The 22,697-nt window shown below is 63.0% G+C and carries 22 protein-coding genes and 1 riboswitch; of the genes, 9 read left to right on the top strand and 13 right to left on the bottom strand.

Going from position 1 to position 22,697, the window contains the following annotated elements; all coding sequences use genetic code 11:
* Positions 1 to 5: 5 nt before the first annotated feature.
* The 5 genes from B0E55_RS11025 to B0E55_RS11005 form a co-directional block, all read right to left on the bottom strand.
* Positions 6 to 500 carry a barstar family protein gene (locus B0E55_RS11025; protein ID WP_046378292.1) on the bottom strand — a complete coding sequence of 165 codons (495 nt, stop codon included), beginning with the start codon at positions 498 to 500 and terminating at the stop codon, positions 6 to 8.
* A complete protein-coding gene (locus B0E55_RS11020; RefSeq protein WP_080909704.1) occupies positions 500 to 1,048 on the bottom strand; it encodes a ribonuclease domain-containing protein in 549 nt (182 codons plus the stop codon). Before B0E55_RS11020 ends, B0E55_RS11025 begins: the two co-directional genes overlap by 1 nt.
* A 26-nt stretch (positions 1,049 to 1,074) precedes the next feature.
* Positions 1,075 to 1,920, bottom strand: a complete 846-nt coding sequence (locus tag B0E55_RS11015) for an exodeoxyribonuclease III (RefSeq protein WP_080909703.1) — start codon at positions 1,918 to 1,920, stop codon at positions 1,075 to 1,077.
* 36 nt (positions 1,921 to 1,956) lie between these two features.
* Positions 1,957 to 3,165 carry an MFS transporter gene (locus B0E55_RS11010; RefSeq protein WP_021332495.1) on the bottom strand — a complete coding sequence of 403 codons (1,209 nt, stop codon included), beginning with the start codon at positions 3,163 to 3,165 and terminating at the stop codon, positions 1,957 to 1,959.
* A 129-nt stretch (positions 3,166 to 3,294) separates the two neighbouring features.
* Positions 3,295 to 4,518, bottom strand: coding sequence for an NADP-dependent isocitrate dehydrogenase (locus tag B0E55_RS11005; protein WP_019747659.1), 1,224 nt, complete (start codon positions 4,516 to 4,518; stop codon positions 3,295 to 3,297).
* A gap of 305 nt (positions 4,519 to 4,823) precedes the next feature.
* Positions 4,824 to 4,964: riboswitch (SAM riboswitch) on the top strand.
* A gap of 143 nt (positions 4,965 to 5,107) precedes the next feature.
* Between B0E55_RS11005 and B0E55_RS11000 the strand changes: the two genes are divergently transcribed.
* The 4 genes from B0E55_RS11000 to B0E55_RS10985 all read left to right on the top strand — a co-directional run bounded on the left by B0E55_RS11000 (position 5,108) and on the right by B0E55_RS10985 (position 10,089).
* Positions 5,108 to 6,433: a bifunctional o-acetylhomoserine/o-acetylserine sulfhydrylase gene (locus tag B0E55_RS11000; protein ID WP_080909702.1), complete on the top strand. Its 1,326-nt coding sequence runs from the start codon at positions 5,108 to 5,110 to the stop codon at positions 6,431 to 6,433.
* Entirely contained in the window at positions 6,430 to 7,566 is a 1,137-nt protein-coding gene (gene metX / locus B0E55_RS10995; RefSeq protein ID WP_080909701.1) for a homoserine O-acetyltransferase MetX, read from the top strand. The genes B0E55_RS11000 and metX overlap by 4 nt, the downstream gene beginning before the upstream one ends.
* 118 nt (positions 7,567 to 7,684) lie before the next feature.
* A complete protein-coding gene (locus tag B0E55_RS10990) occupies positions 7,685 to 9,514 on the top strand; it encodes a DEAD/DEAH box helicase (protein WP_241896052.1) in 1,830 nt (609 codons plus the stop codon).
* Positions 9,514 to 10,089, top strand: coding sequence for an SWIM zinc finger family protein (locus B0E55_RS10985; protein WP_020969123.1), 576 nt, complete (start codon positions 9,514 to 9,516; stop codon positions 10,087 to 10,089). Before B0E55_RS10990 ends, B0E55_RS10985 begins: the two co-directional genes overlap by 1 nt.
* A gap of 5 nt (positions 10,090 to 10,094) precedes the next feature.
* On the opposite strand, the gene B0E55_RS10980 is transcribed toward B0E55_RS10985, so the two are convergent.
* The gene (locus B0E55_RS10980; protein ID WP_003940740.1) at positions 10,095 to 10,379 is read right to left on the bottom strand and encodes a DUF3017 domain-containing protein; all 285 of its coding nucleotides are present in this window, start codon (positions 10,377 to 10,379) and stop codon (positions 10,095 to 10,097) included.
* Positions 10,380 to 10,384: 5 nt separating this feature from the next.
* Positions 10,385 to 11,242, bottom strand: coding sequence for a bifunctional methylenetetrahydrofolate dehydrogenase/methenyltetrahydrofolate cyclohydrolase (locus tag B0E55_RS10975; RefSeq protein ID WP_007727401.1), 858 nt, complete (start codon positions 11,240 to 11,242; stop codon positions 10,385 to 10,387).
* Between the two features lie 64 nt (positions 11,243 to 11,306).
* Here B0E55_RS10975 and B0E55_RS10970 point away from each other — a divergent pair, with 64 nt between their 5' ends.
* Entirely contained in the window at positions 11,307 to 11,786 is a 480-nt protein-coding gene (locus B0E55_RS10970; protein ID WP_019747653.1) for a GNAT family N-acetyltransferase, read from the top strand.
* A 31-nt stretch (positions 11,787 to 11,817) separates the two neighbouring features.
* The gene (locus tag B0E55_RS10965) at positions 11,818 to 12,093 is read left to right on the top strand and encodes a DUF1905 domain-containing protein (protein ID WP_020969121.1); all 276 of its coding nucleotides are present in this window, start codon (positions 11,818 to 11,820) and stop codon (positions 12,091 to 12,093) included.
* Positions 12,094 to 12,099: 6 nt separating this feature from the next.
* Here the strand turns inward: B0E55_RS10965 and B0E55_RS10960 are convergent, their stop codons facing one another.
* Both B0E55_RS10960 and B0E55_RS10955 read right to left on the bottom strand, forming a co-directional pair.
* A complete protein-coding gene (locus B0E55_RS10960) occupies positions 12,100 to 12,720 on the bottom strand; it encodes a pentapeptide repeat-containing protein (protein WP_003940770.1) in 621 nt (206 codons plus the stop codon).
* Positions 12,721 to 12,771: 51 nt separating this feature from the next.
* On the bottom strand, positions 12,772 to 13,443 hold the full coding sequence (locus B0E55_RS10955) for a DUF2510 domain-containing protein (RefSeq protein ID WP_241896051.1): 672 nt from the start codon (positions 13,441 to 13,443) through the stop codon (positions 12,772 to 12,774).
* A gap of 136 nt (positions 13,444 to 13,579) precedes the next feature.
* On the opposite strand from B0E55_RS10955, the gene B0E55_RS10950 reads away from it, so the two are divergent.
* Positions 13,580 to 14,044, top strand: coding sequence for a tRNA (cytidine(34)-2'-O)-methyltransferase (locus B0E55_RS10950; protein WP_019747649.1), 465 nt, complete (start codon positions 13,580 to 13,582; stop codon positions 14,042 to 14,044).
* Between the two features lie 6 nt (positions 14,045 to 14,050).
* Here B0E55_RS10950 and B0E55_RS10945 read toward each other — a convergent pair whose 3' ends face one another.
* From B0E55_RS10945 to B0E55_RS10935, 3 genes are all read right to left on the bottom strand, one after another.
* Positions 14,051 to 18,235 (bottom strand): bifunctional nitrate reductase/sulfite reductase flavoprotein subunit alpha, encoded by a 4,185-nt coding sequence (locus B0E55_RS10945; protein ID WP_080909782.1) that lies wholly within the window; start codon positions 18,233 to 18,235, stop codon positions 14,051 to 14,053.
* Between the two features lie 180 nt (positions 18,236 to 18,415).
* A complete protein-coding gene (locus B0E55_RS10940; RefSeq protein ID WP_080909699.1) occupies positions 18,416 to 18,628 on the bottom strand; it encodes a hypothetical protein in 213 nt (70 codons plus the stop codon).
* 6 nt (positions 18,629 to 18,634) lie between these two features.
* Entirely contained in the window at positions 18,635 to 19,798 is a 1,164-nt protein-coding gene (locus B0E55_RS10935) for an FAD-dependent oxidoreductase (RefSeq protein WP_080909698.1), read from the bottom strand.
* A 75-nt stretch (positions 19,799 to 19,873) separates the two neighbouring features.
* Here B0E55_RS10935 and B0E55_RS10930 point away from each other — a divergent pair, with 75 nt between their 5' ends.
* Entirely contained in the window at positions 19,874 to 20,554 is a 681-nt protein-coding gene (locus B0E55_RS10930; RefSeq protein ID WP_031330947.1) for a TetR/AcrR family transcriptional regulator, read from the top strand.
* Positions 20,555 to 20,579: 25 nt separating this feature from the next.
* Here the strand turns inward: B0E55_RS10930 and B0E55_RS10925 are convergent, their stop codons facing one another.
* Positions 20,580 to 21,491 carry a LysR family transcriptional regulator gene (locus tag B0E55_RS10925; RefSeq protein ID WP_019747644.1) on the bottom strand — a complete coding sequence of 304 codons (912 nt, stop codon included), beginning with the start codon at positions 21,489 to 21,491 and terminating at the stop codon, positions 20,580 to 20,582.
* A 90-nt stretch (positions 21,492 to 21,581) separates the two neighbouring features.
* Here B0E55_RS10925 and B0E55_RS10920 point away from each other — a divergent pair, with 90 nt between their 5' ends.
* Complete coding sequence (locus B0E55_RS10920; protein ID WP_044480105.1) at positions 21,582 to 22,667, top strand: TDT family transporter; 1,086 nt, start codon at positions 21,582 to 21,584, stop codon at positions 22,665 to 22,667.
* Positions 22,668 to 22,697 lie beyond the last annotated feature (30 nt).

Genomic DNA, 22,697 nt, shown 5'->3' with positions numbered 1-22,697 from the left:
GGAAATCAGTGCAGTGGCGTGGTGCCCGGGTAGTCGAGTTCGACGAGGTCTTCACCGTGGGCGGTGAGGTCCTCCGCACCGAACTGGTAGACGGTCCGGAAAACGACGGGTTCCCATTCTTCGGTGTAGAAGTCCATCGTTTCGCGGAACCACTCCAACTGATCCTGTTGCTCGGACAGTAGAGAACCCGCACCTCGGATCACAACTACATATCCGGCGCCGAGTCCGAGTACGTCGTCGAGATCGCGCATGACATCGTCGAAAGCGTCTTTGTTGCGCCCGAAGTGGGACGGAAACTGGAAGGCTGCCGCGAACTCGTCGAAGACCTGCGCCGTTGTTCGCATGTTCTCTCCGCGAACCACCCGAACGACAAAATTCTCGCCACGAAGTTCACGTGCAAGATCATCCGCAACGGCCGGGTCGCTCTGCAGGGCCACCGAAGCCACATCCGAAGACGGATCCAGCCACTGCGCCACGCTGACCGTAGACGAGTCCGACATCAGCGAATCCTCACAAACGTGTCGTAGTGATCGAGGGTGTACCACGCCGAACCGTCGTTACCGGTGACGATTCGCTCGGCATCACGACCTTGGCCGTTTTTCTTCGCGTTGACGTCCCATTCCTGATAGACGACACGTCCGCCACCGGCACCGACAGCGGGCAGACGCCCTTCGCTGTTGCGGAAGGTGATGCCGCCCTTGGTGCCCGGCGCATTGGCGGAATCCGGCCACCGCCCGGCGTCGATCTCCACGAGCGTGGCGAGAACGCGCGTCGGCGCATCGCTGTTCGTCTGCTGCGTTGTCTTGACGGCGGAGCTGGAGGGCGCGGAGCTCGAGGGCACGGAACTCGACGGCGCGGAACTCGACGGCGCGGCCTTGGTGGTAGCACCCGGCTTGGCTTGAACAGTCGAGGACTGGGCACTCGAGGACTTCGCAACCGACGACGCCGAACTGTCGGAGTCACGTGAAGAAAGGGTTACCGCCAGTACGAGCGCCACCACCGCCACCACGACGGTGATGATGGCGTTGCGCGTCTTTGCGCTCGGCATTTTCAGTCCTTCAGGCACGAGCGCTCCTACCGGTACGAGACGGTGACAGGCGCGTGATCCGACCAACGGAGGTCGTAGGACTCAGCGCGTTCCACGATGGCAACCTTGGCCCGCTCGGCGTATCCGCGGGTGGCAACCTGGTAGTCGATACGCCAACCCGAATCGTTGTCGAATGCCTTGCCGCGGTACGACCACCACGAGTACGGACCGTCGACACCCGGATGGAGGGTGCGGAAGACATCGACCCACGCGGAATCTTCGGCGAACAGCAGATCCATCCAGGCGCGCTCCTCGGGGAGGAATCCCGAAGACTTCTTGTTGGTCTTCCAGTTCTTGAGGTCGAGTTCGGTGTGCGCGATGTTCCAATCGCCGCTGACCACCACGTGACGATCGGCAGCCTCGGCCGCCGCAGCGGTGGAGGCGAGGTGAACTGCGAAGGACGCCATGAACCGCTCCTTCTCCTCCTGCTTCGGCGTGAGCGCCTCACCGGAGGGCAGGTACAGGCTCGCGACGGTCAGATCCGCGAAGTCGGCTTCGATGTATCGACCGGCGTCGAGAAACTCGTCGTCCCCGTGACCGATCCGCACCGCGTCGGGTTCCGTGCGTGAAAGCACAGCGACTCCGTTGCGTCCCTTCGCGGACGGCTCGGCGGAGACGAGGAACCATCCGTTGCCGAGCGCTGGTTCGAGAGTCTCGCGAAGCTGATCGTCCGACGCACGCGTTTCCTGAAGGCAGATGAAATCCGCCGACGTCTTCTCCAGCCAGTCGAGCATGCCCTTGCGGGCAGCTGCTCGAACGCCGTTGACGTTCACGGACGTGATGGTGTGGGGCGCAAGAATGTGGGAGTCAGCAGTTTGTGGCACGGCAAGCACCGTAGCCGATTCCACCGACGCGGATGGGCGCCCAGGTCAGCGCACGGCCCTACGCTGCAGAATCACCGCAACCGCCAGCACGACGAGACCCGCGACGGCCAGCAACGACCCAACCGCTGCCGGTGCGGTGTACCCGTAACCGGCCGCGATGACGACGCCGCCGATCCACGCTCCGAAGGCATTGGCGATGTTCAGCGCGGCGTGATTGAGAGACGCCGCCAAGGTCTGAGCGTCCTCGGCGACATCCATCAACCGTGTTTGAAGGCCAGGAACCATCGAGGACCCGGCAAGCCCGATGAGGAAGACGAAGACAAGCGCCGTGTACGGATTGCGCACGGCGATCACGAAGACCGCGAGGATCACCACGAGGGATCCCATCGACAGGAACAAACCCTTCATCAGTGCGCGATCCGCGAGGTATCCACCGACGAAGTTGCCGGCGACCATGCCCAGTCCGTACAGCATGAGCGCCAGAGGAATGAACGAAGCACCGAGACCGGATACGTCGGTGAGCGTCGTACTGATGTAGGTGTAGACGGCAAACATCCCGCCGAATCCGACCATTCCCACGATCAGGGTCATCCACACCTGAACGCGGCCCAGCGCCCCGAGTTCGGTGATCGGATTCGTCACCGGCATACCGTCCAACCGCGGAATCCAGACGAACAGCGAAGCAACGGTTGCCACCCCGATCACGGCGACCAAGGCGAAGGCGCTGCGCCAGCCGAGTGCCTGGCCGATCCAGGCCGCGACCGGCACCCCGATCACATTGGCCACGGACAGACCCATCATCACCATCGCCACGGCCTTCGCGCGTTTACCTGGTTCGGCCAAATGAGCGGCGACCAGTGCGGCGACTCCGAAGTACGCGCCGTGCGGCAATCCGGCGACGAATCGAGCCATCATCAGCGTCGTGTACGAGGGCGCAAAGACCGAAGCGGCATTGCCGACGGTGAATGCGACCATGAGTGCGATCAACAGGGTGCGGCGCGGTACCCGTGCGGTGAGAGCAGCGATCAGCGGAGCACCGACGACAACCCCGAGCGCGTACGCCGAGATCACGTGACCAGCGATGGGTTCCGAGACGCCGAGCCCGGATGCCATTTCCGGGAGCAATCCCATGGCGACGAACTCGGTTGTGCCGATACCGAAACCGCCGAGGGCAAGAGCGAGCATCGCTGGACCTCTGGCGGAACGAACCCCGGGTGTCGAGGTGTCAGAACGGGAGAGGGTAGACGAAGTCACTGATCAATTGTGGTCTCACACCTGGTTGAACTTCCAAGTGAGAGCGGGTGAGTTCACTCACGTGAGACCGCGAACACAAATGGGACGCCCGGTTTCCCGGACGTCCCATCAGAAGGTGAAACAGTGAATCTACTTCGCGGCCATGGCCTTCTGCAGGTTCACGTCGAGTGCGCCGAGGAACTCCTCGGTGGTCAGGTAGCCCTGATCGCCGCCGACCAGCATCGAGAGGTCCTTGGTCATCTGGCCGCTTTCGACGGTCTTGATGACAACGTCTTCGAGCGCCTGCGCGAAGCCGATGACCTCAGGGGTGCTGTCGAGCTTGCCACGATGCTCGAGTCCGCGGGTCCACGCAAAGATGGACGCGATCGGGTTGGTCGAGGTGGGCTTGCCCTGCTGGTGCTGACGGTAGTGACGCGTCACGGTGCCGTGAGCAGCCTCTGCCTCACAGGTCCTTCCGTCCGGTGTCAGCAGAACCGACGTCATGAGGCCGAGCGAGCCGAAGCCCTGGGCCACGGTGTCGGACTGGACGTCGCCGTCGTAGTTCTTGCATGCCCAGACGTATCCACCCTCCCACTTGAGTGCGGAAGCGACCATGTCGTCGATGAGGCGGTGCTCGTAGGTCAGACCTGCGGCATCGAACTCAGCCTTGAACTCGGTCTCGTAGACGTGCTGGAAGATGTCCTTGAAGGCACCGTCGTACGCCTTGAGAATGGTGTTCTTGGTGGACAGGTACACCGGGTAGTTCTGCTGCAGTCCGTAGGTGAGCGACGCGCGAGCGAAGTCACGGATGGACGTGGTGAAGTTGTACTGCCCCTGGACGACGCCGCCCTCTTCGGGGAAGTTGACCAGTTCGTGCTCGATCGGTGCGCTGCCGTCCTCAGGCGTGTAGGTGATCATCACCTTGCCGGGGCCGGGGACCTTGAAGTCTGTGGCGCGGTACTGGTCGCCGAATGCGTGACGGCCGATGATGATCGGCTTGGTCCAGCCCGGAACGAGTCGCGGAACGTTGGAGATGATGATCGGTGCGCGGAAGATCGTGCCGCCGAGAATGTTGCGGATCGTTCCGTTCGGGGAACGCCACATCTTCTTGAGACCGAATTCCTCGACACGTGCCTCGTCCGGCGTGATCGTGGCGCATTTGACGCCGACGCCGTGCTTCTGGATCGCGTGCGCTGCGTCGATGGTGACCTGGTCGTCGGTCTCGTCGCGGTACTCGATACCGAGGTCGTAGTACTCGAGGTTCACATCGAGATACGGATGGATCAACTTGTCTTTGATGAACTGCCAGATAATGCGCGTCATCTCATCGCCGTCGAGTTCGACGACGGTGCCCTCAACCTTGATTTTGGACATGGGTGCTTCGCGTCCTCCTAGGAAGTTTCCCTGGTTACACGGTTGCGGTCACACTTTGTGAGTGGGTCCGCGAACGGTTCGATTATCAAACCTAGACGGTGTGGACTGATCTCGGGAGATGAGTCCCAAACAAGACAAGCGTACTGCTAACCCGTGAGGCCGCAACCGGCAGGTCCACCCATCGGTCTCTACTCGCGAGTAACTTTTGCCTGCTAGTGGGCTGCGTCGCTCTGTCTCGTGTGCGGTTGCGGCTCACAATTCGCCCCGCGTCAGGACTGCGCTCACTTCCCGGTAGAATCCGACTTGGTCATGAGTGCCAGCGTCAAGCCCCGGCTCGCTGGACGGCAACCCTCCAACCGCGGTGGGGTGCCCCGGGTGATGACCAGGTTTCCCGACGTGGATCTGCTCACGCAGTTCCACCGCAATTCGGGTGACAAGCGCGGGTCCGACAGGGACGGACCCCAGACCGGGCCGAGCCCCACGGAGGTAACTCAGTATGTGTCGCACTTGTAGATAGACCCCAGCACGGGGCGGCGATCCTTCGCCCCCGTCCGACATCTATCCGTCAGACCACTGGAGTGAACAAATCATGACCGACAACACAGCCGACGGCGCAGCAACTTCTGATCCGACCGCGAACTGGTCGTTCGAGACCAAGCAGGTGCACGCCGGGCAGACAGCGGACACCGCCACCAATGCGCGCGCTCTGCCGATCTACCAGACCACCAGCTACGTTTTCGACAGCACCGATCACGCTGCGGCACTGTTCGGCCTCGCCGAGCCTGGCAACATCTACACGCGGATCATGAATCCCACACAGGACGCCGTCGAGCAGCGCATCGCCGCCCTCGAAGGCGGAGTCGCCGCACTCCTCCTCTCCTCGGGTCAGGCTGCCGAAACCATCGCGATCCTCAACATTGCCGAAGCCGGCGACCACATCGTCTCGAGCCCGTACCTGTACGGCGGCACGTACAACCTCTTGCATTACACCCTTCGCAAGCTGGGCATCGAAGTCACCTTCGTCGAGGATCCCGACGATCTCGAGCAGTGGCGCGAAGCCATTCGCCCGAACACGAAGGCGTTCTACGGCGAGACGATCGCTAATCCCAAGAACCACATCCTCGACCTGCCCGGCATCTCGTCGCTGGCCCACGAGAACGGTCTTCCGTTGATCGTGGACAACACAGTCGCGACGCCGTACCTGCTCCGCCCACTCGAACACGGCGCCGACATCGTCGTTCACTCGGCCACCAAATACCTTGGCGGACACGGCACCGCGATCGCCGGCGTGATCGTCGACGGCGGCACCTTCGATTGGACGCAGGGTCGCCACACGAACTTCACGACGCCTGATCCCAGCTACCACGGCGTCACCTTCGCAGACCTCGGCGCGCCGGCGTTTGCACTCAAGGCGCGCGTCCAACTGCTGCGCGATCTCGGCTCCGCCGTGGCGCCGTTCAACGCGTTCCTCATCGCGCAGGGCATCGAAACCTTGAGCCTGCGCATCGAGCGTCACGTGTCCAATGCACAGAAGGTCGCCGAATTCCTCGACGGCCACGGCGAGGTGGCCTCCGTTTCCTACGCGGGACTCCCCTCCTCGCCATGGTTCGAACGCGGAAAGCAGCTGACGCCCAAGGGAACCGGCGCCATCGTCACCTTCGAGCTGCCCGGAGGTATCGATGCGGGCAAGACGTTCGTCAACGCTCTGACGCTGCACAGCCACGTCGCCAACATCGGCGACGTTCGCTCACTCGTCATCCACCCCGCCTCGACGACACACTCGCAGCTCACCCCCGAAGAGCAGCTCGCCTCCGGTGTCACACCCGGACTCGTTCGCCTCGCGGTCGGTATCGAAGGAATCGACGACATCATCGCCGATATCACCGTCGGCCTGGCTGCGGTGGCAAACTCGTGACCGTGAACGAATTGGAGCCCAGGATCGACCTCCTTCCCCCGCCCGACGGCCAGGTGGGGTTCGTCGACATCGGCGCCCTGGAACTCGAGAGCGGCGCGGTACTCCCCTCGGTTTCGCTCGCCGTTCAGCGGTGGGGTGAGCTGTCCCCGAACCGCGACAACGTCGTACTCGTCGAGCACGCACTGACCGGAGACTCACACGTCACCGGACCGATCTCCGCAAATCAGCCCTCCCCCGGTTGGTGGAACGGGATGGTCGGCGCCGGCGAACCGATCGACACCGGCGAATGGTGCGTCATCGCAACCAATGTCCTCGGTGGTTGTCGCGGCACGACCGGTCCCAGTTCGCTGGCCGACGACGGCAAGCCGTGGGGCAGCAGGTTCCCGGAGATCTCCATCCGGGATCAGATCGCGGCGGAGAAGAAGCTCGTCGATCTCCTCGGGATAGACCAGTTGGCCTCGGTAGTCGGCGGATCCATGGGCGGCATGCGCACCCTCGAATGGGCAGTTACCTACCCGGACAGCATTCGCTCCGCGTTGGTTCTCGCAACCGGTTCACGGGCCACCGCAGATCAGATCGGCACCCAGACGACGCAGATCGCTGCCATCGTCTCCGATCCGGATTGGCAGGGCGGTGACTACCACGGAACGGGGCGGGTACCTCGCGCCGGACTCGGCATCGCCCGTCGCATCGCGCACCTGACGTACCGCACCGAGTCCGAACTGGATGCGCGCTTCGAGAACTCCGCTCAGAACGACGAAAATCCTTGGAACGGTGGACGATACGCCGTCCAGAGTTACCTGGAACATCAGGCAGACAAGCTGGTCGACCGCTTCGACCCGAGCACGTACGTCCTCCTGACCGAGGCCATGAACCGGCACGACATCGGTCGTGGACGCGGCGGCGTTGTAGCGGCGTTGGCATCGATCACGGCGCCGGTCGTCGTGGGCGGCGTGGACTCGGATCGGCTGTATCCCCTTCGTTTGCAGGAGGAGATCGCGGACGGCATTTCGACGTGCACTGGCCTCGAGATTCTCAAGTCCAGAGACGGCCATGACGGCTTCCTGACGGAGGCGGACGCTGTCGCCGGACTGCTTCGCCGAACGATGGAGTTCGCACGCACGGCCCGCTGATCCGGCACAGAGGCACAATTTCAGGATCCGTCAATGTCGGGAAAACCACAGCTGATCTGCAGGTTTTCCCGACATTTTCATTGGCGTCCCTGAGCCGGCGCGGCTAGCATCGGCGAACGTGAATCAGCCATGCTCGACGCGCCTGCAGGCTACGTACATTCCCGAGCACATGTCCTTCGCGTTCTGGGGTGACACAGATCCGGCAGCGCGTCTGTCGGCGCTGGGGATGCCGACGGGATCGCCGGGCATCTGCCGGCTGGCGATCCCGGTCGACGAGTCGATCACAGCGACCGATGTCGAAGCGCAACTGCTCGACCTCGCCACCGCGATCGACGCCTTGCACACCCTCGATGCACGTCGCGACGACCTCGGACCGTCGTTGCTCGCATGGAAGCGCGTCATCGACACCGGCGCACATGACATTCCGACTGCAGCGCATGCCGCGATCGAGCGCGACGACACGAGAATCAGAAGCGCCCGGTCGACGGTGCAATTGTTCACGGAAGCGCGCGCGGCCATCGAGAGTCTTCGCCGAGCAAAGATTCAGGCGACATTGCGCCCGTATCAAGTGCACGGAGTTGCCTGGCTGACTGCACTGTCGGGTTCGGGCGGTGGAATCCTCGCCGACGAGATGGGTTTGGGCAAGACACTGCAAGCGATTTCGATGATCGCGATCCGCGCCGACGACGGTCCGCACCTGGTTGTGTGTCCCACCTCGGTGATAGGAAACTGGCGCCGCGAGATCGAGCGATTCGCTCCGCATCTGCCACTACACGTTCATCACGGGACTGCTCGCACACTTCCCACTCGTGTTCCTGCCGGCACCACGGTTCTGACCAGCTACAGCGTCTTGCGTTCCGACGCAGCACAATTGGCCCCGATCCATTGGAGTTCAGTGGTCTTCGACGAGGCACAACAGATCAAGAACCCCTCTTCGCTGGCAGCGAAAGCAGCAATGCAGTTGTCGGCCGACGTCAAGGTAGCGATGACCGGCACGCCGGTGGAGAACCGCCTCGAAGAATTGTGGTCGCTCTTTCGCGTCGCCAATCCCGAAGTCCTCGGAACTCGCGCACGGTTTCGTCAACGCTTTGCCGTACCGATCGAATCCGGTCGATCGGCCACCGCGGCGACCAGGCTTGCCGCGGTCATCGATCCGTTCATTCTGCGCAGAACCAAAGACACAGTGGCCAAGGATCTTCCGCCCAAGCAATTTTCCACCGTCTCGTGCACTCTGACGTCGGAACAGGCGCGCATCTATCGGTCTGCAGTTGCAGATGCTTTCGACACCGGTTTGGGTACGGGAATTGCCCGGCGCGGCAATATCCTTGCACTGCTGACCACCCTCAAGCAGGTATGCAATCATCCGGCGCAGGTCACCGGCGATACGGATGACCTCTACGGAAGATCCGGAAAGCTCGACCGCGCAACGGAAATGATCGCCGAGATCGTCGACGACGGCGATCGCGCGCTGATATTCACGCAGTACCGGACGATGGGCGAGATGCTCTCGCGGCACCTGGGCTCCGAGTTGGGAATCGGCGCAATCCCGTTCCTTCACGGCGGCCTGAACACCGACAAGCGCGACGCGATGGTCGACGCATTCCAGAACGACACGGATTCACCACCGGTTCTGATTCTGAGCTTGCGCGCCGCCGGCTTCGGCCTCAACCTCACGCGCGCAAGTCACGTCGTGCACTACGACCGGTGGTGGAACCCAGCCGTCGAGGATCAAGCAACCGACCGGGCACACCGCATCGGCCAGAAGCGCACCGTCAACGTCCACACCTTGGTGACGGGCGGTACCGTCGAGGATCACATCGCAGCGATGCACGAGTCCAAACGAGCTGTGGCCGATGCTGTTTCCGGGAACGTCGAGGCCGCCCTGGCTGATCTACCCGACACCGAACTGCGTGAACTCCTCGAACTCGACGGCGCGGTGATCATCTGATGGCCAACGAATTCGGTGTCACCGCTTGGGGTCGAGCATGGCTGCGCACAGTGGAGCGGACCGCGGCATCCGGTCCGAACCCGTCCCTGCCGACGGCTCGTACCCTCGCACGCAACGGTTCCGTGGAGTTCACCGTGGTCTCATCGGGGACCGTCGTCGCGGAGGTGAGCACCAAAGCAAAAACCTCGTCGGTGACAATTTCTGTCCCGCTCTGGACCAAATCCGAAATCGCCGCAGTGAAGAGCCTTCTCCGTTCGGCGGGAAAGGCCAACAGATCCGTCTCCACCGGCGAACTGCCGGACAGCATCGTCACCGAACTGCAGGCTCGAAATATCGCAGTAGCCGTTGATCTTTCGGAGTGCACTGCCAGCTGCGACTGCTCAGGTCGACGCTCGCCGTGCGTTCACCATCTCGCCGCGATCTACGCCCTGGCCGGGCGAATCGACGAGGAACCTGCACTTGCGGTGACGCTGCGAAGTGCACCGGTCAAGGCTGGAAAGAAGTCGACATCCACAGATTCACCGGAGTGGATCCCCTTGAGTGATATCGACATTCGCTCGTTCTACGGAGACTGATCTTCTCAGTCGGTGCCGAGCGGATCGATGGTCAGGGCGAGCGTCGCGATCAACACACCCATCACACCCATCGCCGCAGTGTCGAAGACCCTTCCACGCACCGCGAGCAACCCCACACGATTCTCGGGAACGAACCACCGAGCGGCAGCTCCGATGATGACGGCAACACCGAAGACGAGGGCGCCGCGACGCCACCGGTCGGCCAGCACGAGAACCACGGCCGCCGCGATCACGGCGAGGACCGCGAGCATGGGCAGATTCTTCTTCGCGAGGCCGACCAGTGAGGACATCGGACTCAGACTCCGGCCAGAACCCGCTCGGCGCGCTCGACCACGTTGGTGATCAGGAACGCGCGGGTCAGCGGTCCGACACCACCGGGATTGGGTGAGACGAAGCCGGCGACCTCGTTCACGTCGGCTGCCACGTCGCCGCGCAGGCCGTCGTCGGTGCGACTGACGCCGACGTCGAGGACCGCTGCCCCGGGCTTGACCATGTCTGCGGTGATGAGGCCGGGCACGCCGGCGGCAGCGACGATGATGTCGGCGCGGCGAACCTCGGCCGCGAGATCGCGGGTACCGGTGTGGCAGAGCGTGACCGTCGCGTTCTCGCTACGACGCGTCAGCAGCAATCCGATCGGACGACCGACCGTGACGCCGCGTCCCACAACCACCACGTGTGCACCGGCAATCGGGACCTCGTAGCGACGCAGAAGGTGGAGGATTCCACGTGGGGTGCACGGCAGCGGGGCTTCCTTGCCCAACACCAGGCGACCGAGGTTGACCGGATGCAAGCCGTCGGCATCCTTGTCGGGGTCGATACGCTCGAGGGCCGCGTTCTCGTCGAGGTGCTTGGGGAGCGGCAACTGCACGATGTAGCCGGTGCACTCGGGATTGGCATTGAGCTCGTCGATCGTCGCGTTGAGCTGTTCCTGCGTGATGTCGGCAGGCAGGTCGCGTCGCAAAGAATTGATACCGACCTTGGCGCAGTCGTTGTGCTTGCCGCGCACGTAAGCCGCGGATCCCGGGTCGTCGCCCACCAGGATGGTGCCCAAGCCGGGTGTGATGCCCTCTGCCTTCAGAGCGCTCACCCGCACCTTCAGGTCTTCGAAGATTTCGTCACGGGTAGCTTTGCCGTCGAGGATCGTTGCAGTCACGGCGACCATTGTTCCAGGTTAGGGTCGATGAGTGACAACGGCTCCGGAACTACGCGGCCCGAGGGTGCTCCTCTCCCCCGTCGCGCCCGATCATCACGCCCGTCTGCGGGCAATTCACCTGCACCCGGACGTCGTGCAGTGGTGGCAAAATCCCGACGACGACTGGCCTGCAGCGCCGGAGGCCGGCACCACGCGTTACAGCATCTTCTACGGCGACCACCTGATCGGCTTCATCCAGTGGTATGAGGCGGAGGACAACCCCGACTTCCGCCACGCCGGGCTCGACTTGTTCCTCGATCCCGACTTTCACAGCCAAGGGTTCGGTCGCGAATCGATTCGCGTGCTGTGTGCCCACCTGATCGACGACCTCGCATTCCACCGTCTGGTCATCGACCCGGAAGTCGACAACTCCGTCGCCATCGCTTGCTACCGATCAGTGGGGTTCAAAGACGTCGGGGTGATGCGCGAGTACTCGCGAGATCGCCATGGTGTGTGGAAGGACGGACTGCTGATGGATCTGCTCGCACGGGAATTCATCCGCTGATCACAAGGTACGACCCGAAGGGACAGTCATCATGTTGCTGGACAAGGAATTCACGGCCACCTTGCAGAAGAGTGACGCCAAGGGTGGGTGGACCTACGTGATCTGGCCGGAGTCCGCCGAGTTCTTCGGCACCCGCGGCCTGGTCAAGGTACGCGGGACGATCGACGGACATCCGTTCCAGAGTTCGTTCATGGCGCTGGGAGACGGCAACCACAAGCTGCCGGTCAAAGCCGATCTTCGCAAAGCCATCGGCAAGGAGACCGGCGAGATGGTGACAGTGCGCCTCGAGGAGCGCGTGGAGAGCTAGGCGCCTCTACTTCATGTCGACGACAAGACCGTGCGCAGACGCATAAGCCACCGCCTGCATCAACTCGATCTGCGCGTTTCCGACGGATGCGGACGTCCACAGGCTCGGATCGATCCGCGCACCGCGCAGATCTGCACCTTCGAGTTTGAGTCCACCCGTACGAGCACCGGACAGATCCGCCGACGCCAGCACCGCGCCCCGCATGTCGGCCCGAACCAGGTTCGCTTCACGGAATCGGCATGAGGTGAAGTCGATCTTCCTCAGGTCCGCCCCACCGAGTGAGGTCAACGAGAAGTCGACTTCGTCGAGCGTCAACGGCCGGATACGGCAACCGTCGAACGTCGACCCGAGCAGACTGCAGTTTCGGAACGTGCTGTGCCACAGGCTGGTCCGAGCAAAATTGCAGGAGCGAAACGCCGTTCCCGTGTGCACGGACTCCCCCAGATCGGTGCCGGTGAAATCACAATCCGTGAACACCACCGACTCCGTCGTGAGTCCGGTGAGGTCGGCATCTCGGAAATTGCAATTGGTAAAAGTGCGCTGACGCCACTTCTGCCCGGCCAGCCGCGCGTCTGAATAGTCTTCGCCGACGACGTCGTCGGATTCTTCGGGGAGCATGCCGTCCATACTGCCCCGCCGCACCGACACCGCTTCAGCGCCCCTGATGGCGGCGGACAATCAGCCGGCCGACACCCAGCGATCTCGTCCGTCGCTACCAATCCCACACACCATGGGAGTGCCCTTCTTTGTCACGCCTGTAGCTCCAGGTGACGAGCAGAATGATCCCGGATTCACCGTTCCTCCCGACGGTTTCGGGGGAACGTAGGCGGGTTCCGTTGTCTTCGGCGGCGTGTACGCCGGCGCGGGCGGAACGTACGGCGTAGTCGTGGTCTCCGGCACCTGCGGAACCAGCGGCACGATTGCCACGGTTGTCGTCGTTGGTGGCGGCACGATCGTTGTCGTCGTCGGCAAGAGGGACGAAGTCGTGGTCTTCGTCGTCGACGGGACCGTGCTTTTGGTTGTCGTCGCCGCCGCTGTCGTAGAAGAGGTCACAGCAGGCGTCGTTGATTCTTCCGACTTGCCCGCGCCCGTCGCCGCGGCGATGGCAACCAGCCCCACGACTGCTGCGCCGGCGATCCACGGCCACTTACGCCGCGTCTTGCCTTCCTCGGCGTTTGCGTCCGGCACCGGCGAACCGGGAGCACCGAAGACCTGGGTGGGAGTGCCGAAGGCTTGAGTGGGTGCGTCGACGCCCTTGGGCCGTGTCTGTGCAGTCCACTGCTGACCGTCCCAGTAACGGTCGATCGTGGGGTCGAAGGGGTCGGGGTTCCAACCGGCGGGAGGGTTCATCAAAATGTCCGTTCTGCGAAGAGTGCCGGAAATAGATTCGCACGGACTGGCCGGTTTGTTACCAATTCGCCCACACTTCCCGACCGGTCTTCTCACGGACGCGGGCACCGATACGACGCCCGGTACAGTTCCTCGAGTGTTCCGAGTGATGTTCCACGAGCCCCGCATCCCACCCAACACCGGAAACGCGATCCGCATGGTCGCGGGCACCGGTTGCGAACTCCACCTGGTCGGGCCTCTCGGGTTCGACTTGTCGGAGCCGAAACTCAAGCGCGCAGGCTTGGATTACCACGATCTGGCGACTGTCACGGTCCACGAGAACCTTGCTGCGGCGTGGGAAGCCGTCACGCCCGCGCGCGTGTTCGCCTTCACCGCGCACGCGACCACGTCCTATGCCGATATCGCCTACCAACCCGGCGACGTCCTGCTGTTCGGGCCCGAGCCCACCGGACTGTCCGAAGAGGTATTGGCGGACGAACACATCACCGAGCGCCTGCGTATCCCGATGCTTCCCGGACGCCGGTCCCTCAACCTGTCCAACGCTGCCGCCCTCGTGACGTACGAGGCGTGGCGTCAGCACGGGTTCAAGGGCGCCGTCTGATCGACGTCAGTAGACGTCTCGGACGTACCGCTTCTCGGCCGAGAGTGCCTTCACGTACGCCTCCGCACTACGAGGTGCCAGTTTTCCGTGTTGAGCGACCACCCCGTTGAGGGCACTGTCGACGTCCTTGGCCATCCGGTTGGCATCGCCGCAGACGTAGAAGTGGGCGCCCTTCTGCAACCACTCCCACAGCAGCGCACCGCGCTCACGCATCCGGTCCTGCACGTAGACCTTGTCGGCTTGATCCCGGGAAAATGCGAGGTCGAGTTCGGTGAGGAATCCGTCTTTCCGCAATTCTTCGATTTCTTCGCGGTAGTAGAAGTCGGTCGCGGCGTGCTGTTCCCCGAAGAACAGCCAGTTCGGGCCCGTGTGCCCCAATGCCCGACGCTCATGCAGGAAAGCACGGAACGGCGCGATGCCGGTTCCCGGACCGACCATGATCATCGGGGTTTCGGGATCGGACGGTGGCCGGAAATGGGTCGACTTCTGCACGAAGATGCCGATGTCATCATCGTGGGCGTGGTCTGCGAGGTAGGTCGAGCACACCCCACGCCGTGGGACACCCGCGACGTTGTAGCGCACCGCGGACACCGTCAGCTGCACTTCGCGTGGGTTCTCCTTCGGACTGGAAGATATCGAATACAGCCGCGGCTGAAGCGGTTTGAGGAGGGAGAGCCATTCGTCCGTCGAGGCACGAACGGGTGACTGCGCAAGTACGTCGACGGACTGTCGTCCCCACGACCAGTCTTTGAGCGTGGAGATGTTCTCCGGCTTCATCAACTCGGCGAGGTCCGCGTCGCGAGTTCGTTGATGCACGAACCGAATCATCTCGCTCGAGATTCGAGTGATCTCCAGGCGTTCGGTGAGCGCGGCACGCAGGGTCATATCGCCGTACTGCCCCAGTTCGACGACCTCCTCACCGTCGAGGCCGGTGAGGGTGAGCCACTCGTCGACAAACGGAGAGCTGTTTCGGGGCCAGACTCCGAGAGCGTCGCCAGCTTCGTAACTGACCGTGTCGTCCGGAAGGTGAAAGCCCAACTGCCGCACGTCTTTGGAAGAGCCTGGCCGGTTGAGCACGACATTGCGCGTCAAGGCTGTGGTCAGCGGCGCCTTCTTGTTGTACTGCAGCGGCGCCGACATCGCCGGTGAAATCGGCGTGGCCGCAACGGTTGTCCCAGAATTCTTCTTTGCAACGACGACGTCGGCCGTCTCACCAGCCGCCGAGCGCTGAAGTTCAGCCGTGACAGAGTCCAGCCAACCAGCAGCGGTGTCCTCGAAATCGGGCTCGCAGTCGGCGCGATCGACGATACGACTGGCCCCCAGTTCAGCAAGGCGGGCGTCAAGCTTTCGTCCATGCCCACAGAAGTCGTCATAGTTCGAGTCACCGAAAGCGATGACTGCATACCGTGTCTCGGCCATGCGGGGCGCCGTGTCAGCAGCCAACGCATCCCAAAAACCGCTGCCGTTGTCCGGGGATTCGCCGTCACCGGAGGTACTGGTGATCAACAGGACCTCTCGGGTGGCCGCCAGGTCGGCGGCCGGGAACTCGTCCATTGCATGCATCACCACGGGCAAGCCAACTTCCCCAAGGCGAGCAGCGCAGGCGGCGGCAAATTCTTCCGCGTTTCCGGTCTGCGATGCCCAGAGCACCACGATCGGCGCGCGTTCTGTCGCAATGCCCGGAGCCGAGGACAACGCGGGCCCGTCGGTGTCAGGGAGCGAGGTTCGCGAGTACAGGCCGGCCAATACCCCGTCGACCCACATCCGCTTTTCGGCATCGAACGGCGCCGTCGACGGCAACGTCGGGACCCCGGCAGTGCGATCGGCGTCCGCACGCAACGCGGCGAGAAGACCGGCCAGGTAGCTCTGCTGGAGCGCATCGAATACCACTGCAGGTGTTCCTGTTTGACCGATGACATCCGCGAGGACATCGGTTCGCGACAAAGCCCGATCAGCTGGCGCGGAAGCCACCAGCGGCGCCTCGGCGAGCACTGTTTCAGGTGTGTTCACGGCGACCTTCGTCATAGTGACAGCACAGGCTTTGAACTCCGGTTGCTGCGAGGCTGGATCGATGGCGTCGTTGGTGACGGCGTTGATGGACAGATATTCGCCGAAGGCGTCGTTCCAGTGAAATGGGGCAAAGCAGTTCCCCGGACGCACTCGGTCGGTGATGACGGCCGGAAGCACAGCGCGACCGCGGCGTGAGGCAACCTCGATCGAATCCTGGTCGACGACGCCGAGCCTGGCGGCGTCGTCGGGATGGATCTCGACGAAGGGACCTGGGTTGAGTTTGTTCAGCTTGGCGACCTTGCCGGTCTTGGTCATGGTGTGCCACTGGTGCGCGAGACGACCGGTGTTGAGCAGGAATGGATAGTCGTCGTCGGGCATTTCGGCGGGAAGCATGTGCGGCCGTGCGAAGAACATCGCACGGCCAGTGGCGGTGGGAAATGCGAGCCGCGGAGTGCTGCCGTCCTCGCGGATCAGGAGCCTTTGACTGACACCGTCATTGACGTATCGGATGGGATGACGGTCCTGATCACTGTCTGGCGGGCACGGCCACTGGATTGATGTCTTGCGGAGGCGCTCGTAGGTGACGCCGCGTAAGTCGTAGCCGGTCTTCGGATTCCAGAACTGCTTGATCTCTTCGAACACCTCTTCGGCACAGGTGTAGGTGAACGCCTCGACATACCCCATCTCGCAGGCGATCCGGGCGATGATCTGCCAATCAGGCAGCGCCTGCCCGACCGGATCCAACGCCTGCTGGAAGAGCGTCAGGTTGCGTTCGGAATTGATCATCACTCCGTCGGACTCTGTCCACAGTGACGCGGGCAGCAGAACATCGGCGTATTCGTTGGTCTCGGTGCCCAGGAACGCATCCTGGGTGATGACGAGGTCAGCCTTCTCCAAGCCGTCGATGACGGTCTTTCGGTTGGCTACCGTTGCAACGGGATTGGTGCAGATGATCCAGCATGCCTTGATGTCACCCGCCGCCATGCGGGAGAACATGTCGATGGTGCCACCGCCGATGTCGGTGCGCAGCGAGCCTTGCGGGATCCCCCACCTCTCCTCTACGAATTCGCGATCGGCGTCGACCATCACTGCACGCTGGCCGGGCAAACCTGGACCCATGTAGCCCATTTCACGCCCACCCATGGCGTTCGGCTGCCCGGTCAGCGAGAACGGACCGCTGCCGGGCTTGCAGATCGCACCGGTCGCAAGGTGAAGGTTGCAGATGGCGTTGGTGTTCCACGTGCCATGGGTGCTCTGGTTCAAACCCATTGTCCAACAGCTCATCCAGTTTGCAGCCTCACCGATCCACTGCGCTGCAGTGCGGATGTCGGCCTCGGGGATACCGGTGATCTCACTGACCTTCTCCGGGGTGTACTCCGCGAGGAAACTGGGCATCACCTCCCAGCCTTCGGTGAAGTCGGCGATGAAGTCAGGGTCGGTGTGGCCGTTCACCACGAGCAGGTGGAGTAGTCCGTTGAGTAGCGCGAGATCGGTGCCGGGAGCGATCTGCAGGAACAAGTTCGCCTTGTCGGCGGTGGCACTGCGTCGAGGGTCGACGACGATCAACTTCGCGCCTGCCTTGATCCGCTCCTGCATCCGCAGAAAGAGGATCGGATGGCAGTCCGCCATGTTCGCGCCGGTCACGAAGAACACGTCGGCGTGTTCGAAGTCCTGATAGGAACCGGGCGGTCCGTCGGCCCCGAGAGACTGTTTGTAGCCGGTGCCGGCACTCGCCATGCACAACCGGGAGTTCGATTCGATCTGATTGGTCCCGATGAATCCCTTGGCCAGCTTGTTCGACAAGTACTGGGCTTCGAGAGACATCTGCCCGGACACGTACAACGCAAATGCGTCGGGGCCGTGCTCGTCGATGATTGCCCGTAGACGCTGGGCGGTGTCAGTGATGACGGCGTCCATGTCCGCGGCTTCGATCGCATCCCCTCGGTGCGGACGGCGATATGCAGAGTCCATTCGCCCCGGACCTGCGAGCATGTCTGCGGTCGTGGTCCCTTTGGTGCACAGACGCCCGAAGTTGGTGGGATGTGTTTTCAGACCGGAAGACTTCGCAGCCTTCCGGCGTCCCGTCTCCGGATCGGTGATGATGTCGAGGACAAGACCACAGCCGACCCCGCAGTACGCGCAGAGTGTGTCGACACTGGTGGTGGTGAGTTGAGCGCCCATCGATTCATGCATCCCTTCGACCGAGGATCAAGGTCGACTTCTATCTTCGGATGCAGTTGTTTCGGGAGTTCATGCTCGATGTTGCGTATCAATCACTCTTTCCTCACCGCGCCCTTCAGACCGATGTGCGGTCCCGGAACCGGCGGTCGTCGACGGGCAGCGATACGCGAATGCCCAGTTCTAGGCCCTGCCGCCGAATCGAGCGATGTAGTGCCAGACCTTTTTGACGTCCTGCGGATCGAAGGACGCGCTCCGTGCGAGCCCCAGTACGGCAGGCGTCAGTCGCCTGCCGCGGGCAATTTCTCGGGCAAGGTCGACGACGGTCGCTCCCCGGTATTCGGGATGTTCGGCTATCTCTTCGACATCGACCGCGTAACCGTCGTGCCACAGCACTGCCCATTATCCGGATACGGAAGCAGCGCCGGTGAAGAAGTCGACCAGTGAATACGGTGCGCCTTCACCGAGGCAGAGATCAAGGATCACGTGCGAGTCAGCGGCCTCGGATGCACTGCGCACGAACATCGCTTCCTCGTAGCCGCTCAGTGCCGCTTCGATGTCGTCCGGGTGCGCGGCGATCGCCCTTCCCAGTTCGGCGCCGTCGAACATGGCCAAGTTCGCACCCTCACCGGACGGCGCCATCAGATGTGCCGCGTCACCGAGGAGCGTCACCCCAGGCACGCGATCCCATCGGTGCTCGTCGGGAAGAGCATGGATCGCGCGCGGAATCGGAGCGGTTTCGCCGTCTGTGATCAGCTCAGTGAGTTCCGTTGCCCAACCATCGAACTCGGCCGCGACCCGCGCTGTCGCAGCAGCGGCGTCGGTGAAATCGATACCGGCAAACCACTCCGCCGTACGGTTCAACTGGACGTAGGTGTGCACGATATCTCCCGCCTCTCGATGCGCGGCGATCGCTTTTCCTGGTGCGGGCGCGTACATCGCCCCGTCACCGACTGCCTCGGCTGCAGCCGAATGCTTCTCGTCGACGTCGTACAGATACGTCTCGACGAACGTCGTGCCGACGTATTCGGGCTTCGCATCGGAGAGCAACGGGCGGATCTTCGACCAGGCACCATCGGCGCCGACGAGGAGGTCGGTAGTCACCGTCGAACCGTCGGCGAAGGTCAGTTCGTGTCGGCCGTCAGCGCGCTCGTCGGCGGTGTTCCGTGAGCCGAGCGAGCGGACACTGTCGACCTTGCGTCCCCATTCGATCGTGCCGTCCGGAAGGGATTCGAGCAGGATCCGCCGGAGGTCTCCGCGCAGCACTTCAGGACGCGCTCCCGTGCCGTCGTCGGGTTCGTCGAGGAGTACAGCGGCATGTTGGTCGAGTACGCGCGACGCGGCACCGCCCTCGTGGATGATCGCGCGGAACTCGTCGATGAGGCCGGCAGCGTCGAGCGCCGCCTGACCGTTGTGTTCATGGATGTCGAGTTGGCCGCCCTGCGTGCGAGCTTCTGCCGACGGTTCCGCCTCGTAGATCTTCGACGGAATTCCGTGAACGTGGAGGACGCGCGCGAGGGTCAGACCGCCGAGACCCGCCCCGATGATCGTTATCGAGTTGCTCATGTTTGTTTCCTTTCAGGCTTCGATTGGAACGTCGTTCCAGTGACCATCTTGGAACGGCGTTCCAGATATGTCAAGATGGTGCGCATGGCGACCAGGAATCAGCGGACCGAACGACGTACGGACGCGCTCTCGAAGGAGCGAATCGTCGAGGCTGCGATCGAGATCCTCGACGACGAGGGCGAAACTGCGCTGACATTTCGCGCACTCTCCGCACGCCTGGCAACAGGAAGCGGGGCGATTTACTGGCACGTCGCCAACAAGAGCGAACTGCTCGCCGCGGCGACCGACGACGTCATCGCCCGCGTGACCACCGAAGGAACCGAAAGCGCAACCCCACGTGAGGCGATCCGGATCATCACTCTCGGTGTGTTCGACGCGATCGACGCGCACCCGTGGGTCGGCACCCAACTCTCTCGCGAGCCGTGGCAATCAGCGGTGATGCAGATCTTCGAAAGTCTGGGAGGGCAACTCCAAGCACTCGGCGTTCCCCAACCGGCACAGTTCGATTGTGCGTCCGCACTCCTGAACTACGTGCTCGGCCTCGCCGGACAGTATGCCGCGGGCGCCCGCCTCCTCCCCCGCGAGACAGATCGGTCCGCCTTCCTCGCCACCGTCGCGCAGCGGTGGGAAGAACTCGATTCCGCGAAGTACCCGTTCCTCAATCAGGTGACGGCGCAATTGCGCGACCACGACGACCGAGAACAGTTTCTGGCAGGCATCGATCTCATCCTCGCGGGAATCGACACCGTCCGATAGCAGCCGTTCCCGTCAGCCGCAGCCGTCAACGCGAATGAACAGCGGTGTTGGAGCCGAGCGCTATGTCGAGGAAATCTCTTGCCGCACCGCGCAATCCGCGATCGGGATCCCAGACGGCTTGGAGTCGCCTCGGCATCCGCAAGCCGTCGACGTTGACCGCGACCAGTCGGCCGTCCGTCAGGTCGGCAGCAACGGCCAACGACGACAGAACGGCGGGCGCGTTGCCTGCCACCACCGCAGCCTTGACTGCGGTGCACGAGGTGAGCTCGAGCAAAGGCGGCACACAATCGGGAACAGCATTCTCGAGCGTCAGACGCGTCCCTGACCCTGACTCGCGCTGAATCAGCGGCGTGCGTGCGAGGTCCGCAACCGGAACAGGCACACCATTGGCCCAGTCGTGTCCCGGCGGCACAACCACGACGAGGTGATCACGCGCCACCTCGCACGACGCGAGCGCCGACGGCACATCCGGACCTTCGACGAATCCGATATCGGCCTGGCCTGCCTGCACTTGAGCAGAGACATCCGAGGAATTGTGCAAGCTCACCGACGCCACGACGTTGGGGAACTTGTGCCGCATCGCGACCGTCCATCCGGGAACCAGATACTCGGCGATGGTCATGCTGGCGGCAACTGTGACGGCAGCGTCGCGTTCACCGCGAAGTGCGGCAACTCCCGATGCCATTTCCTCGGCACTGACGAGGATGTGACTTGCCCACTCGAGAATCAGACCGCCCTCGGCGGTGGGACGAACACCGGTCGCCGCTCGATCGAAAACCTTGATTCCGAGCTGCCGTTCGACCGAACGCACCCGGGCGCTGACCGCTTGCTGACTGAGTCCGTGCTCCCGGCCGGCAGCGCCCATGCTGCCTAGACGCCCTACGGAAAGCAGGACGTCGAGGGCACTGAGTTCCGGCACCCGAGGAGACAACGACATAGACCAAGATTAGACCCACAAGGCGAGATTGTGGGCATTCAAGGACAACCGGCCTACCGGTACGAACCGGATGAGACGACAGTGAAATACATGACCACCACAACGAGTCCCACCTTCGCCCACATCACCCCGAACTGGTTCGCGGCAGCGATGGGAACGGGAATCGTCTCGGTGGCCGCAGCTTCGCTCGAACCGGAGATCGAAGGCTTGAAGCTGGTCTCGGAAATCTTCTGGGTTCTGGCGGTTCTCGTACTGTGCGCCTTGATCGGCGCATTTGCCACCCATTGGTCACAACATCGATGTCAGGCCCTCGCCTACCTGCACAGTCCCGCGATGTTCCCGTTCTACGGAGCCGTCGCCATGGCCCTGCTGACCGTGGGATCGGCAACCGGCATCACCGGGCCGGACTTCCTCGGCCACGACGTGGCGATCACCGTCTCGCTGACTCTGTGGATACTCGGCACGGCACTCGGCCTGGTCACCTACGTCGTGATGATGATTCGTCTCGTTCGAGATGCTGGGATGGCGACGGCAATGCCGTTCTGGCTGATGCCCGTCGTACCACCGATGGTCTCGGCCACCACCGGCGCAGCGGTCAGCACCCACATGCCCGAAGGCGCTCCGCGCATCGCGGTACTGATCTTCTGCTACATCCTGTTCGCTCTGGCACTGACCGCCGCTATCGGCATTCTGATAGCCGTCGCGAGGCAGTTCGCACGCAACCGCTCGGCCGGCGTCGACGTGATCCCGTTCAATGCCATTCCCTCGCTGTGGATTCCGTTGGGCGTGATCGGACAGTCGATCGCAGCATCCAACCTGTTGGCCGCCGCCTCACGGCATGCACTCAGTACCGAGCACGCCGACACCCTGCACGAATTCGGAATCGCATACGGAACCGTCGTCGGAATCATCGGCGTCATCGCATTTGTCACCGTCACCACCGTGACCATCCACGCACTGCGCCGCGGCTTGGACTTCTCGCTCGGTTGGTGGAGCTTCACCTTCCCCATCGGAGCATGTGCAGTCGGAGCGAATGCCTTCGGAGTCGCCACCGGTTCGACACTGATTCTGGGAATCGCACTTGCCCTGCTGACCGTGCTGATCCCCATCTGGGCAACCGTCGCGGTGCGGACCGTCCGATCGATCCGCAGTGGAGCTCTTCCCGCGGCTGCATGAATTGGCACCGATGAGTTTTGCCTCGCCGTA

Source organism: Rhodococcus sp. 66b (assembly GCF_002076325.1).
GTDB classification, from domain to species: Bacteria; Actinomycetota; Actinomycetes; order Mycobacteriales; family Mycobacteriaceae; genus Rhodococcus_F; species Rhodococcus_F erythropolis.
This window is presented reverse-complemented; position numbering and strand designations above follow the sequence as displayed.